Consider the following 14,186-nt stretch of genomic DNA (forward strand, 5'->3'; position numbering starts at 1 on the left):
CTCCGGGCACGGTCGGGCAAGGGTGGGCCGGACCGCGGGTCAACTCCACTGCAGCGCGGCCAGCCGACGCAGGCCGGTGCCAGCCGGATCGGCCCGCCGGACGACGACGTTGAACCGACGGCGACGAAATGATGATGAATTGGTCGCTTGTCGGTGACAATCGTAGGGTTGGCCGAGCGTTAACCATCTGACGTGTTGGGGAGAGGTAACCGTGGCAGACACCACTGTGATCACGTTCGGGACCTTCGACGTACTGCATGTCGGTCACGTCCGGGTCCTGAATCGGGCTGCCGAGTTGGGCGACCGACTGGTCGTCGGCGTCTCCTCCGATGCCCTGAACTTCTCCAAGAAGGGCCGCAATCCGGTCTTCAGCCAGGACGAGCGGCTGGAACTGGTCTCCAACCTCAAGTCGGTCGACGAGGTGTTCGTCGAAGAGAGCCTCGACCTCAAACGGCAGTACATCACCGACCACCAGGCCGACGTGCTGGTGATGGGCGACGACTGGGCCGGCAAGTTCGACTTCTGCTCCGACCTGGCCAAGGTCGTCTACCTGCCGCGGACGCCGTCGATCTCGACGACGGCGTTGATCGAGCACATCGCCACCACGCGTTCCTGACCAGGCGCGATCCCGACCAGGCGGGTTCCTGACGAGGGGCGGGGCAGCCGACTCGCCGGTCAGGACCCGACGCCCACCCGTTCCAGGCGGTTCAGCGCCGTCGAATAGAGCTCGACGTCGCGCAGATCGACGCCGATCCCGTCCGACCGCAGCCGATCCAGCTCGGGGACGACCTCGTCGTTCCACCAGGTCATCGCCAGCGTGGCCCGGTCCATCGGCCGACCGCATTCCAGCGCATGCCGATATCCCCACGCTTCGGCGGCGTCGGCCAGCCGCAGCCAGTCCGCCGGGCGATCCAGCCACAGGTCACGACGAACCGGATCGGGCAACGGGACCCGGAGCAGGAACTCGCGTTCGGCGGCCTTGCTCCGCAAATGGGCCAGTCGCAGACAGGCCATCCCGTACGCGACCGTGCAGATCGTCAACACCCGGGCGTCGATCAGCAACCGGCCCGCCTCCCGTGCCGCCGCGACCCGATGGTGTCCGTCGGCGACGAAGTACAGGTCACCGAGCCGGATCAGTTCCACCGGCGGCAGCAACTCACCGCCGGCCAGGGCGGATCGGACCCGGTCCAGCCGGTCGGCCAGATGCCGGTGTCGCGGTCTGAAGTCGGCGTCGAAGTCGTCGGGCCGTGAGACCGAGCCGACCACCTGGTCCAGCGGTACGTCGCTGTGGCAACGCCCCATCGAGCCGCCGTCGCCGAGCGCCAACAGCGCGGCGTCCGGCGGCATCAGGCCCGTTCGGCGTCGTCGCCAGGACAGCAGGTTTCCCCTGTCCGGGCCAACCCACGGCAGGGGAGAGGTATTCCGTCCGGCGGTCGATCACCGGGCCGGTTCGGTGAGGTCAGCCGCGGCCGAGGTCGACGTGCGGCCCGGCCGACGGGCTGTCGGTGTCGCAGCCGGACACGAAGACCGCACGGGTCTCACCCCGGTCGCGGAGGATCACCAGATAGCCCGATCGTTGGTCCAGCACCATCGACGTGATTCCGGTGATCCGGCCGTCGGTCACGTCGCGGGCGCAGTTCCAGGCGCGGGTGAACCGGTGCGGGTCAAGATCACCCTGTTCCTCGGCGGCAGCGGCGGAGGCATGCAACGAACCCTCCGCGACCATGATCGGTCGATCCGTCGACGGCTCAGCAGCACCGATCGACGAACTCGTCAGGTAGCCGCCGAACCCGACGGCGGTGGCCAACAACGCCGCACCCGCGGCACCGCCGGCCAGCTTGGCCCGCAGCCCGGACCGCGGCGTGAGGGTCTGGTTGAAGCGGTCGGCAAGCCGCGGCTTGGCCGGACGCTGCACAGGTCCGACGGCCGGAGTGGCATGGCCGCTGGTTCGTTCACCCTCCTGATCGTCGGCTCCGAGTTCCTGCGGTTCGGCGCCGGGATGGTGGGCGCGATACTTCCCCGGCCGGAACTTGCCGTCCTGATACGACGGCCCGCTGCCGTACGGGTCCGGTGTCGACGGGGCGCCCGGCCCGGACAATGTACGGGGTCCGGACCGTTCGCTGTCCCGGCTGCGTTGCTCGGCCTCCAGTCCGGCCTGCAGACGGGAGTAGACCGCGTCCGGCATCGGCACCGCAGGCTCCGCGGCCAGCAGATCGCGGACCTCGGTCAGCGCGGTCGCGGTTTCCCGGCAGTCGACACACCAGGCCAGGTGGGCGTCGATGTCGATGCGGCGCTCCGGCGCGACCAGTCCTTCGGCGGCGTCGGAGAGCTCCTCGATGTCGATGTGTCCGGCCGCGGGACCGGTCGGTCCGCCGGTCGTCGGGGCTGTTGTCATCGCGGACCTCCTTCCACTCCGGTCCGGTGTCGGCGAGCGATCCTCATTGGATCAAACCTCGGGTTCGTAGTTGGTCGATGGTGCGACGGGAACGCTTGTCCAGCTCGGCCGCCGGTGCATAGCTGAGCAGCCAGTCGAAGAACGTCGAATGACCCTGCCGCAGCAGCGCGGTCGGGACGTAGTAGGTCCGGTCGTCGCCGCTCAACCGCACCTTGTACGAAGGTCCGCTGTTGGTCAGGTATTCCTTGACCGCGACGACCTGCCGGCCGTCCAGGACGTAGGTCCGACGGATCTTGCGCACCGTGAGTCGGGCACCGTCGACCTCGATCCGTGCCCTGGTCCGGGCCCAGACGACACCGAGGAACACCGCCCACAACACGATCAACGCCGCCGCGACACCCAGCCACCCCGCTGCCCGGGTCCGGAACAACAGCAGCACACACAACACCAGTCCGATGCTCGCGATCGTGACCGGAGTCCGCCAGTTGTAGGACAGCTCCAATGCCCGGCCCGTCATCGGGACTCTCTCCCCTGGCGGGTCGGACGTGACGTGCCGGTTCGGCGGCCAGCTGCGGTCCGAGCATCACGATTGGGACGTACGACGGGAGCGTCCGGTTCCCGCAGATGGCGCAACAACGGGACGAGTTTTGCCCGGCCCCGCGCACACCGGCTCTTCACCGTGCCGGTCGCGCAGCCGAGCATCCCGGCGGCCTCCTCGACCGAGTAGCCCTCCATGTCCACCAACACCAGCGCCGCCCGCTGGTCGGCGTTCAGGGTGCCGAGCGCCGTCACGATGTCGGCCCGCTGTTCGCCCTCCAACACCTGATCGGTGGTGTCGACGGTCGTGGCCAACTCCTCGGCCCGGTCGGGGTCCTCGGGCAGCGGCTCGGCGGCCCGCACCTTGTTCCGCCGGATCCGGTCCAGGCAGGAGTTCACCACCACCCGATGCAGCCAGGTGGTGACCTGCGCATCGCCACGGAAGCTGGCGGCCCGGCGGAAGGCGGAGATGTAGGCCTCCTGCAGCGCGTCGGCCGCTTCCTCGGGATTGCGCATCGTCCGCAACGCGACGGCCCACATCCGGTCCCGATGCCGGGTGACCAGCACCGAGAACGCCAGCGGGTTGCCGTTCACGTGTGCTGCCAGCAGCTCGGTGTCGGCCAGCTCGGTCAGCGGTCCGGCGGCCGCGTCCAGCTGGCCCGGGGTTCGCGGCATCGCCGCAGCCGAACCGGCGTCGGCCGGCTCGGCGGCTCGGGGCCGGGCCGGACGCATCGGCGAACCGGTACTCCGTCCGCCGCCGCCCGGCGATGGGTACGGTGTCACGACACCACCTCGACCTCGTTGATGCCGCCGCGGTAGTTGTCTCCCTCCTCCGGCAGGGAGGTCAGGAAGACAAGTACGTAGCGGGCCTTGACCTTTTCGTCCAGGGTGCACGTGCCGGATTCGCCGATGTCCTTCTGCCGTGCGACCGTGCGCCAACTCTTCAGGGAGTTCATATCAGGTTCCGCGCCGGCCTCGCCCTTCGGAACCCGGATCTGGACATCGGTGCCGTTGCCGTACAGCTGCAGTTTGACCGAACCGACCTGCTGCACCGAGCCGAGATCGAGCACGATCCCGACGCCGGGCTTGAGGTTGCCCAGGTCCGGGCTGCCGAAGTACGACATCGTCGTCCAGCGGGTCTTCGGGTCACCGTCGTAGGCGTTCTTCACCTCGCCCGGATGCTCCTCGCCGTTGCCCGGCGGGGGATCGAAGTCCTTGCCGTCGACGATCTTGATCGGCCGGTCGGCCGGCGGCGCGGCCGAGGTCTTCGGATCGTTCGGATGCAGATTGGCCGCCGGGCCGAGGCCCTGGGCGGTGATCACGGTGATCACCACCGCGGCGATCAGTGCCGCGATGACCACCAGCCAGATCCAGCGCCGGGGGCCCGGGCGGGGCTCGTCCGGTTCGGCGGCGGCGATCGTCGTGGTGGGCTGATCGGGGCTCGCCGGGGTGCCGGCCGCCGGGCTGCTGGCGGAGTTGGTGCCGGCGGCGATGCTGCCGTTGCGTTCGACCAGGGCGTACGGTTCGGCGACCACGCCGACCGGGATCCGGCCGGTGTCGGGATCCTCGCCGAGGATCCGCGGCTGCGGATGCCGCAGCCGGCGTTCCAGGTCGCCGGTGGCATCGGCCGAGCCGAGCACCCGATCCAATTCGCCGACCAGTTCGGCGGCGGTGACGATCCGCGGCGCCCGCTGCCGCGGGATCGGGCTGAGCAACTGGTCGCAGATCCGGTCCAGGGTGGGGGAGACGCCGTGCCGGACCTGCCGTGGGGTCAGCCACGGATGCCCGCTTTCCTGCGCGCCGCCCGGTGCCGAGGGTGCGGCCGGCAGTCCGAACGCCGCCTCGCCGGGCCAGCGCGCCACCAGGCAGGCATAGAGCAGCCGGCCGAGGTCGGTGACGTCGGCGTCGGTCAGGGCGTCGTCGCTGCTCGGGGCGTCGGCGTACTCCTCCGGCCGCAGCGCGGCCTCGATCAGCAGTCCGACGATCTTGATGTTGCCGGCCGGGGTGATGATCACCGTCTCCGGATTGAGTCGCCGGTGATGCAGGCCGCGGGCGTGCGCACCGGACAGTGCGTCGGCCACTTCGCGGACCACCCAGGCCGACTCCAGCCCGGTCAGCGGTGCGGCGGTCAGCACCGACTGCAGGGACTGCCCCTCGGCGTACTCGCTGACGATGTAGCTGCCGACGGCCTGTCCGTCGGCGGTGACGGCACCTTCACCGACCGCGTCCAGCACCCGCAGGAAGCGGGAGTCGGTCGCACCGGAGGCATGCCGTCCGGCGGCCAGCAGTTCGTCGCTGCGGTCGTCGCCGACCGGCAGTAGATGGATCACCACCGACCGACTCAGCACCTGGTCGAAGGCCCGCCAGGTGATCGAGGCCCCGGTCCAGGCGAGCAGCTCCTCCAGCCGATACCGGTCGGCGAGCACGGTGCCGGCCGGCAGATGGTCCGGGACCGGTTCGGTCTGCTCGCCGGGTGGGTCGGCCGGCGCACCGGATTCGAGTTCGTCCAGGGTGAACGACGCGGTCTGCTCGGTGTCGGGTGCGTCCAGATCGTCGGTCGGACCGGTGACGGGGGGTGGCGTAACCGCCGCACCGGCCTCTGCCAGGTGCGGCTGGTCCGACTGTCCGCCCGTCATCTGTTGCCCCGCTGGGTGATCGCTGCGCCGACGAATCTGGGTGATGATCGATGCCTCGTCGGCCTGGTCGGAATCGGCATCATCGTGGTGACCATCGTCGTCGTTGGCATTATCGGTGCTGCCGAGGGTCGCGGCCGCATCCGCCCCGTCCCCGATGGTGCCAGATGAGGCAAACCCCTGGGGCCCAGAACCGCCGTCCGGCTCCGAAGAGATTGCTGAGGACCCCGAACCGCGGCCGCCACGGCGCAGCACGGTGGCCACGATCTGGTTGATCTCGGTGATGTGCAGCACCCGGGCCAGCCCGAAATACAGGCCGAGCGCGACCAGTCCGGCGATCGCCAGCGCCAGGACCCGGGCGCCGAAGCCGGTCGACCACTGCGCAAAACCCCAAGTGATCGCGTACGCCGCGACGCCGGCCGGCAACACGGCCAGGAAGACCCGTACGCAGTGCCGGGCGATCTCCCCGCCGCGCAGCCCGGGCAGACGCTTGCCGAGTTGATGGAAGGAGACACCGAGCCCGACGATGTAGGCCAGCGAGTACGCCAGGGCCAGCCCGGGCGCGACCCAGGCCGGCTTGCCGATCGGCAGCACCAGCAGCAGCGCGGCACCGATGTTCACCCCGGCGATCAGGATCTGCACGAAGAAGGTGGTCCGGGTGTCCTCCAGGGCGTAGAACGCGCGCAGACAGATGTACTGCAGGGTGAACGGCACCAGCCCGATCGCGAACGCGACCAGCGTCCAGCCGATGAAGTCCCAGTGCTTGGACCCGGCGCCGTGTCCGAACAGCAGTTGGGCGATCGGGAACCCGAGCGCCAGGAACGCGACCGACGCGGGCAGCAGGGTGGTGACCGCCAGCCGCATCGTCCGGACCACCTCGTCGCGGGCGTCGCCCAACCGACCGGCCAGCACCAGCCGGGAGGTGGACGGCAGCATCGCCGTCACCAACGAGACGGTGATCAGCGAGTGCGGCAGCATGAAGATCAGGTTGGCGTTCTGGTAGACGACCCAGCCGGCGCCGACACCACCCTTCGGTACGGCACCGCTGGCCAGCCGGCTGACCACGACCAGCGCCAGTTGGGTGACGATCATGTAGCCGACCGTCCACTTGGCCACCTTGCCGGCCCGACCGAGTCCGCTGTGCCGGAAGTCGAATCGTGGTCGATAGCGGAATCCGATGGCCCGCAAGTAGGGGATCAGGACCAGTGCCTGGGCGAGGATCCCGATCGTTGCGCCGAGCCCGAGGAGGAGTTCCTGCTGCAGGGTGAACGGTGCTCCCAGATCGCGATCGCTGCTCGGCCAGAGCACCAGGAACACGCCGATCGAAGCGATGCCGACCACGTTGTTCAGCACCGGCGCCCACATCATCGGGCCGAACTTGCCGCGTGCGTTCAGCACCTGGCCGAGCATCACGGTCAGGCCGTAGAAGAAGATCTGCGGCAGACAGAGATAGGCCAGCATGATGATCGACTGGAACTGGCCGGCCAGCTTCGGCGCCAGCCACTCGCCGTCCAGATAGATCCTCATGATCAACGGCGCCAGCAGGGTGGCGCCGACGGCGATCACGCCGATCGCAGCCATCCCCAAGGTGATCAGCCGGTTGGTGAACGCCTCGCCGCCGTCGTCGTCCTCCTTCATTGCCCGGACGATCTGCGGCACGAAGACGGTGTTCAACACACCACCGGCCAGCAACAGATAGATCGCCTGCGGCACCACGTTGGCCAACCCGAACATGTCGGCCTGCCGGGTGCCGGAACCCAGCGCAACCACCAGCAGCGCCGCCTTGGCGAAGCCGAGCACCCGAGACGCCGCCGTCCCGGCGGCCATGATCGCGGTCGCCGAGATCAACCGGGAGGCACCGGATTTCTCGGGCCCGGCCTCGGTCGCGTCGGTCGATCGTGTCATCGGTTCAGCCACGCGGTACACCGTCCGTACTCAGCGGTTCGGGGTGCTCGTCGGCCGCATCCGGGGACGGGTCCGGCGAGCCGCGTCGCGGTCGGATGACGGTGTCCTCGGTCGCTTCGTCGCGGTCCGTCGATGCCTGCGCAGGATCGGCGTGGCCGGCCGGTCCGTGCTGCGCAGTGCTGCCGGGATCTTCGGCCGGCTCGGGTTCCTCGGCGGCCCGTTCCCGGGCGACCTGCCGGATCCGCAGCACGACGGTGCCGAGCAGCACGATGCCGGCGGCGATCGCGATGATCCAGCCGACCAGCCCGGCGCGGGTGGCGTTCACCCGGATGGTCAGTGGTTCGCCGACGTTCTGCCCCTCGGTGGTGGCGAGTTGCAGGGTGACCTGCATGTCGCCGTTGGCGTTGGCCTGGGCCGGGATCTGCACCGGTACCTTCGCGCCGGCGTCGACGGTGCCGTCGCCGACCTCCCGTGCCGGGACGTCCTGCAGCCGCAACCGGGACTGGTTGGAGGAGTTGGCCCGCAGCTGGACCTTGATCGGACTGTTCAGCTCGTTGACCACCGTCACCGGCACCCGGGCACCCGAACCGGTCAGCGTGACCTGCGGATTGCTCTCCACCCGGATCGCGTCGGTGCTCTCCAGATCGTCCAGCGAGATCGGATCGGCGCGCTCGCCGGCGGTCAGCAGTTGCTGCTGGGCCCGCACGAACTGACTCTGCTCCGACCGGTGCCGACGCCAGCTCAGGCTGGCCGCCCGCGGCAACGACTGACCGATCAATGTGTCGGCGGAGGATTGCCCGAGCAGGTCGCTGTAGGTCTGCAGATTCTGCTGCAGCCGGTCCAGCCGACGCAGCTGGCGGGGGTTGAACTCCTCGGCCCGGACGGTGTCGGGGTAGTGCAGGTTGTTGCCCAGCGGAGTCGCCCGGTCGGTCAGCAGATCCTTGACCGACCGCGGTTTGAGCCAGGGTGCCTGCAGCGTCGCGTTGGCGCTGACCGCCTGGTCGGCATCGGACACCAGCCGGAGCCGGCCGAGCGAGGACGCCGGTTCACCGCTGACGGAGTCGACGTAGCTGTCGGCCAATGAGGTCTGCCGCTGTTGGACCTCGGTGTCGCGGGGATCCGGGCCCGGTCCGGCTGCGGCGCCGGAGTCGTAGCCCAGGATCGTCGGGCTGTCGTCGGCGCTGATCACCGGCCCGAGGTCGCCGAGGTCGGCCTGATCCAGCAGGACGGCCGCCGCGCCGAGCTGTTTCGCAGCCTGCAGGGTGGCCCGATCGGCGGCGCCGTCGGCCGGTGCGATCAGCAGCGGCAGCCCCTTGACCTCGGCGATCTTGGCGGCTTCGCGTTGACCGTCCCGGACGATGCCCAGGCGGTCGGCATGCACCAACGAGGTGAGGTCGGGCCGGGCGTAGAGCAGTTGGAATCCGTCGTGGGCCTGGCGCAGCGCTGTGAACCGGGTCAGCCAGTCCGCGGCAGCGTCCTTCCCGGTCCCGGCGGTCTTGGCACCGTCGGCGTCGATCACCGAGTAGCCGTTCTTCATCGACTTCAGTTCGAGCAGCAGATTCGGATCGACGGCGAAACTGGCGCCGGGACGTTCGGCGGCGCGCAACAGCGTGTCCAGCCGGCCGCCCGGGCCGATCTGGTCGGCCAGGCCGTCGTCGGTGAAGATTCCGGACCGGCTCATCGACGGCGTCGCGGCGAGCTCCACGATGGTGGACGTCCCGATCGCCTGCTGCCCGGGTTGCAGTCCGTCGCCGGCGGTCGCCACCACGTAGCTGCGGGCCCGGCCGACGGTGGTGCTGGCGTTCTCCCGGACCTGGATGCCGGCCAGGTAGACGCCGGGCTGCGGGGTCGTCGTCTCGAAGAAGTCGCTCGCCTTGGCCCTCACCCGGAAGGTCTTGGAAGCGCCGGGATCCAACTGCGGTGCGTCCTCGGTGTAGAGATTCTGATACGCCGTCGGCGTTCCCGGGCTGTACATCCGGGCGCCGACCGGGTCGGTCGGCTGCGATGCGCCGGCCTGGCTCAGTTCGTCCTGCGTCGTGTACGGCGTCATGTTCCGCCAGATCATCGCCTGCAGACGGTCCAACGGCCGGTCCGAGGTGTTGGTGACCTTGCCCTCGAACGTGATGGTCGCGTTAGGGTCGGAGATCGCCGGAGTCAGGGCAGTCAGTTCGATGCTGACCTGGGATCCGGTCTCGGCCCGAGCCGTCGCCGGTCCGGTCAGCGGTCCGGCGAACAGGCAACCGAGCAGCAGGGCCAGCAGCAGACAGCAGGCCCGGAGCCGACTCGGTGCCGGCACCGTCGCAGGGGTCGCGGAGGTCCGCCGGGCGATCACACGCCCGGACCCTGCCCAGCGCCCATCTCGCACTGCGCCATCGTATCTGCCGCGATCACCCTGACCGGCCCGTACGCCGCAACGCCCCTGCGACGAACTCCGGGGCGAGGTACACCGGACGACGGCGGCTTGGGCCGATGCCGAGCTCGACCGATAAACTCACGCGTTGTGCCTGATCGCCCCTCCTCGTCCAGCCGGCTCACCGACGCGCAGCAGCGGTCGGTGCAGCAGCTGTTCGGTACCGCTCCGGTGGTCGACGAACTCGGGACGCTGTTCACCGACGCCGGGCACAGTCTCTATCTGGTCGGCGGCAGCGTCCGGGACGCCCTGCTCGGCGAGCTCGGACACGACCTGGACTTCACCACCTCGGCGCGGCCGGACGAGATCGAGCGACTGCTGCGGACGAGGACGTCGACCATCTGGACCGTCGGACGGGAGTTCGGCACCATCGGCGGCAGGATCGGTGACTGGCAGATCGAGATCACCACGTTCCGCGCCGACGCCTACGCCGCCGACAGCCGCAAGCCGGCGGTCGAATTCGGGGACAACCTCAGCGGCGACCTGATCCGGCGCGATTTCACCGTCAACGCGATGGCCCTCAGCCTGCCGGACCACGCGTTCGTCGACCCGTACGGCGGCGTCGACGATCTGATCGAGCAGCGGCTGCGCACCCCGACGGCACCGGAGGTCTCCTTCACCGACGACCCGTTGCGGATGTTGCGGGCGGCCCGGTTCGCCGCCCGGCTCGGGCTGGTGCCGACCCCGGAGCTGGTCGCCGCGATGACCGAGCTGGCCGATCGGCTGAGCATCGTCTCCGCCGAGCGGATCAGCGACGAGTTCGCCAAGCTGTTGCTCACCGACCATCCGCGGATCGGTCTGGACCTGCTGGTCCGCACCGGGTTGGCCGACCAGTTCCTGCCCGAGCTGCCGGCGCTCCGGCTGGAACGCGACGAGCATCATCGGCACAAGGACGTCTACGTGCACAGCCTGATCGTGCTGGAGCAGGCGATCGATCTGGAACGGATCCGGGGGCACCAGCCCGATCTGGTCAATCGGCTGGCCGCCCTGCTGCACGACATCGGCAAGCCACGGACCCGCAAGTTCGAGGCCGGCGGCAAGGTGACCTTCCACCACCACGACGTGGTCGGCGCGAAGATGGCCAGGAAGCGGCTGAAGGCGTTGCGGTTCAGCAGCGAGCAGATCGACGCGGTCGCGCAGCTGATCGAGCTGCACCTGCGGTTCCACGGCTATTCCGACACCGCCGGCGACGGTGAGGGCGGCTGGACCGATTCAGCGGTCCGCCGCTACGTCCGCGACGCCGGCGATCAGCTGGAACGTCTGCACATGTTGACCCGGGCCGACTGCACCACCCGCAACCAGGCCAAGGCGACCCGGCTGCGCCGCGCCTACGACGAGCTGGAATGGCGGATCGACGAACTGGCCAAGCAGGAGGAGCTGGACGCGATGCGCCCGGACCTGGACGGCAACCAGATCATGCAGATCCTCGGCATCCAGCCCGGCCGCCAGGTCGGCGAAGCCTACAAACACCTGCTCGAACTGCGGATCGACAACGGTCCGTTGGGCCACGAACGCGCCGAGGCCGAACTCCGCACCTGGTGGGCCGCCCAGCCCCACGACTGACCCAGCTTCCCGCGAACTTTGCGGGTTGCCGCACGCCCTGTACCGCGCGCGGCAACCCGGAAACAGCGCGGGAACTCCGGCTCAGCCCTTGAGTTGGCGGAGTACGGACTCAGCCGCGGATCTGTCGATCGTGTGGCCGGGGTCGGTCAGGATCACCAGGGTGACCCGCTTGCCGCGTTGACCGGCCATCTCGGTCCATTCGGTGCCGTCGGCGTAGCGGCGTTGGTCGATCAGGCCGAGGTCGGAGTCGATCACCGTCGCCAGCATCGGGCCGTCCGGTTTGTCACAGGCCCGGACCTGGTCCAGGTAGCGGCCGTAGTAGGCCTTGGCGTCGGCAGTGCTGCCGAACTGCATCGCCAGTCCGATGCCCGGCGTACTGGTCGCCCCCTTCTTGCCGTAGGTGGCCTGCAGTGCCGAGATCGGATCCGGATAGTCGTCCCGGGTCACCGGTGCGCAACCGATCGTGATGGTGTCCTGCGCGGCGTACCGCGGATCGCGGCCCTGCACCCAGGTGCCGTTGCCGCGGTAACCCTCCTCGGCACCACCGGGACGGGCGACCGGCTGCCAGCCCGCCGGCCGCGGCAGGTCCTTCTTGGTCAACGGTCCGGCCGACTTCGGCGCCGGGGCGGTGGGTTCCGGCGGTGCCGGCAGCGTGTTGGACGTGGTCGGTTCCGGTGCGACTGTCGACCCCGGACTCGCCCGGCGAGACGGACTTGCCGACTGAGTCGGCTTGGCACTGCCGCCGCCGGCCGACGACGTGGCCGAGGTCGACGGGCCGCCGGTCGCCGATGCCGAGGCAGGCGGTCGGTTGCTGGGGGAGGGCTGCGGGGTGTCCTGGCAGCCGGTCAGCAGCATCCCGCCGACGGCGAGCGCGGACAGCACCGCCAGTCGCGTCGGTCGCCGATCGAGCTGACGGTGACCGCGCTGCTGTCGGTGTTGTCCCGGGGGAGCGGAACGCTGTTGTCGGGGAGCCGAACGAGGCACGCGGACGGACCTCAATTGTTGTTCTCGAAGTGCTGGTAGTCCCGACCCGGATACCACAGCCCGCCCCAGAAGTAGCCGCGGGACCGCAGTTGCTTGGTCAGCACGCTGCTCTTGGTCAGCATGCCTTCCCGCCAGGGGGTGCGCTTGATGTAGGACTTACCGCTCTCCGGCCACCACTTCCCGTTCACGTCCCGATACGGGTTCTCCCGGGTGTTCACGTCGATCGCGATGCCGTAGCTGTGCGGGGACTGCGCGTACGGGTTGCCGGTCACCTTGCGGCAGTTGAAGGCGGAGGTGTTGTCGGCCTCCATCTGCTTCGGGTCGTTGCCGCCCCACAAGCCGGGGTTGTCCATCCGACGGATCGGCTTGCCGAGGTTGGCGCCGAAGGAGCGCGTCACCTTGTGTTCCATGCCGGCCCGGACGATCAACACGCCGCGATGCATCTTGCCGTCGAAGCCCTGATAGTTCATCCGTACCGTCCGCAGCTTCGACGGGCCGACCGGGCAGCCGGCCCGATAGGTCTTGGCGACCATTCCGGAAGTCGTCTGTTCGATCGTCGCGTTCAGCACCCGACCGCGGCGGATCGGTGCCGACGCGCTGGTCACCCAGCTGTCCGAGCTGCCGTTCCAGTGCCGGGCGCGTACCCAGTAGCTGCGCAGTTCGCCCTTGCCGGTGCTGAAGGTGAAGGAGAAGCGTCCGCGGCTGTCGGTCTTCTGGGTGGCCTTGTCGTGGTACGCCTCGCCGGACTTGACCTGGAAGTGGACCAGCACCCCGGCGCGGGCCGGCGACACGCTGCCGGTGATCTTGGGGGTGGTCAGCGAGTCGATCGCCGACGGCGGCTTGTTCATCGTGATGGTGGGTTCGGTGACGGTGATCGTGACGACCTCGCTGCGGACGGTGTCCGCGGCGTCCGGACTGCCGCCCAGGGTGGCGGCGAACTGGCGTCGTCCCTCGGCTCCGGTCTCCTTGCTGGTGCCCCAGTCGCCGGAGTCGTCGGCGGTGGTGCTGATCAACTTCTCCCAGTCCTCGGACGCCCCGGCCGACCAGATCTCCACCTTTTGATCTTCGTCGTCGGAGGTTGCGGTGCCGCTGAACGCGATCGAGCCGGTGTTCTCGAGGTAGCGGCCGGCGACCGGTGATCCCTTCGGCGCCACCTTCAGGGTGACCGCCGGTTCGGCGGCCGGTGACTCCGACGCCGACGGGCTGGTGTCCGATTGTGCTGTGGGGGTTGCCGATTCCGCGGACGGAGACGCCGACTTCTCGCTGGCGGTCGGCGACGTTTCGGCGCCGGCTTGATGATCATCGGCCGACGGTGCGGCCGATGCATCCCCTTCGTCGTCCCCTCGGTCGTCGCCGACGACTCCGGTGACGGCGTCTTCTTGTCCTGCCCGGCACCGCCTCCGTCCGGGCAGTGCGTCGATGACGGCGATCCGGTCGGTGACGCCGAAGTCTCCGCTGGCCCGGCGTTGTCCGTCGACCCGGCGTTGTCCGTCGACTCGGGCGACGGCGTCGGCGTGTCAGGAGCCGACGGCGACGGTGTCGAGGGAGAGGACGATGGCGACGTCGAGCGGGAGGGCGAAGTCGAGGGGGAGGGCGAGCAGGTGGGCGGTTCGGCGGACGCCGTTGGACCGGGCACCGTCGCGATGATGATCATGGTCGCGAAGGCACCAGCCAGTACGGCGCGGGAGAGGCGCGGCATGACAGACAGCGAACCACAACAGCGATCGATCTGTCTGCTGGTTCGACCAGAACCGTAGGC

General features: G+C 69.4%; 11 protein-coding genes. 3 read left to right on the forward strand and 8 right to left on the reverse strand.

The genetic code is table 11. From position 1 onward, the window contains the following. Positions 1-211: 211 nt before the first annotated feature. Positions 212-616 (forward strand): adenylyltransferase/cytidyltransferase family protein, encoded by a 405-nt coding sequence (locus tag BLU38_RS14145; protein WP_091525759.1) that lies wholly within the window; start codon positions 212-214, stop codon positions 614-616. 59 nt (positions 617-675) lie between these two features. Here the strand turns inward: BLU38_RS14145 and BLU38_RS14150 are convergent, their stop codons facing one another. The 6 genes from BLU38_RS14150 to BLU38_RS31725 form a co-directional block, all read right to left on the reverse strand. Next, positions 676-1,347 (reverse strand): ParB/RepB/Spo0J family partition protein, encoded by a 672-nt coding sequence (locus BLU38_RS14150; protein ID WP_091525761.1) that lies wholly within the window; start codon positions 1,345-1,347, stop codon positions 676-678. Between the two features lie 112 nt (positions 1,348-1,459). Beyond that, positions 1,460-2,395 (reverse strand): anti-sigma factor family protein, encoded by a 936-nt coding sequence (locus BLU38_RS14155; protein ID WP_091525763.1) that lies wholly within the window; start codon positions 2,393-2,395, stop codon positions 1,460-1,462. A 43-nt stretch (positions 2,396-2,438) separates the two neighbouring features. Further along, complete coding sequence (locus tag BLU38_RS14160; RefSeq protein ID WP_091525765.1) at positions 2,439-2,912, reverse strand: hypothetical protein; 474 nt, start codon at positions 2,910-2,912, stop codon at positions 2,439-2,441. Beyond that, positions 2,909-3,715 (reverse strand): RNA polymerase sigma factor SigM, encoded by an 807-nt coding sequence (gene sigM, locus BLU38_RS14165; protein WP_231920342.1) that lies wholly within the window; start codon positions 3,713-3,715, stop codon positions 2,909-2,911. The genes BLU38_RS14160 and sigM overlap by 4 nt, the downstream gene beginning before the upstream one ends. Then, on the reverse strand, positions 3,712-7,470 hold the full coding sequence (gene murJ, locus BLU38_RS14170) for a murein biosynthesis integral membrane protein MurJ (protein ID WP_157683456.1): 3,759 nt from the start codon (positions 7,468-7,470) through the stop codon (positions 3,712-3,714). Before murJ ends, sigM begins: the two co-directional genes overlap by 4 nt. A 4-nt stretch (positions 7,471-7,474) precedes the next feature. Then, positions 7,475-9,835, reverse strand: a complete 2,361-nt coding sequence (locus tag BLU38_RS31725) for a DUF6049 family protein (protein WP_157683457.1) — start codon at positions 9,833-9,835, stop codon at positions 7,475-7,477. Between the two features lie 135 nt (positions 9,836-9,970). On the opposite strand from BLU38_RS31725, the gene BLU38_RS31730 reads away from it, so the two are divergent. Continuing rightward, positions 9,971-11,443 (forward strand): CCA tRNA nucleotidyltransferase, encoded by a 1,473-nt coding sequence (locus BLU38_RS31730; RefSeq protein WP_407939686.1) that lies wholly within the window; start codon positions 9,971-9,973, stop codon positions 11,441-11,443. 81 nt (positions 11,444-11,524) lie between these two features. Here the strand turns inward: BLU38_RS31730 and BLU38_RS31220 are convergent, their stop codons facing one another. Together BLU38_RS31220 and BLU38_RS14195 are read right to left on the reverse strand one after the other, a co-directional pair. Then, positions 11,525-12,325, reverse strand: a complete 801-nt coding sequence (locus tag BLU38_RS31220; RefSeq protein WP_172836143.1) for a hypothetical protein — start codon at positions 12,323-12,325, stop codon at positions 11,525-11,527. Between the two features lie 113 nt (positions 12,326-12,438). Next, the gene (locus tag BLU38_RS14195; RefSeq protein ID WP_091525776.1) at positions 12,439-13,581 is read right to left on the reverse strand and encodes a M15 family metallopeptidase; all 1,143 of its coding nucleotides are present in this window, start codon (positions 13,579-13,581) and stop codon (positions 12,439-12,441) included. Between the two features lie 141 nt (positions 13,582-13,722). Between BLU38_RS14195 and BLU38_RS14200 the strand changes: the two genes are divergently transcribed. After that, positions 13,723-14,184, forward strand: a complete 462-nt coding sequence (locus BLU38_RS14200; protein WP_091525778.1) for a hypothetical protein — start codon at positions 13,723-13,725, stop codon at positions 14,182-14,184. Positions 14,185-14,186: the final 2 nt, after the last annotated feature.

Origin of the sequence: Microlunatus soli (assembly GCF_900105385.1) — a bacterium.
GTDB classification, from domain to species: Bacteria; Actinomycetota; Actinomycetes; order Propionibacteriales; family Propionibacteriaceae; genus Microlunatus; species Microlunatus soli.

What these genes read in the sequence shown, in the direction of transcription:
- BLU38_RS14150 (WP_091525761.1), bottom strand. Translation starts at nt 1,347, where the DNA reads ATGCCGCCGGACGCCGCGCTGTTGGCGCTCGGCGACGGCGGCTCGATG.
- murJ (WP_157683456.1), bottom strand. Translation starts at nt 7,470, where the DNA reads ATGACACGATCGACCGACGCGACCGAGGCCGGGCCCGAGAAATCCGGT.
- BLU38_RS14200 (WP_091525778.1), top strand. Translation starts at nt 13,723, where the DNA reads ATGATCATCGGCCGACGGTGCGGCCGATGCATCCCCTTCGTCGTCCCC.
- BLU38_RS14160 (WP_091525765.1), bottom strand. Translation starts at nt 2,912, where the DNA reads ATGACGGGCCGGGCATTGGAGCTGTCCTACAACTGGCGGACTCCGGTC.
- BLU38_RS14155 (WP_091525763.1), bottom strand. Translation starts at nt 2,395, where the DNA reads ATGACAACAGCCCCGACGACCGGCGGACCGACCGGTCCCGCGGCCGGA.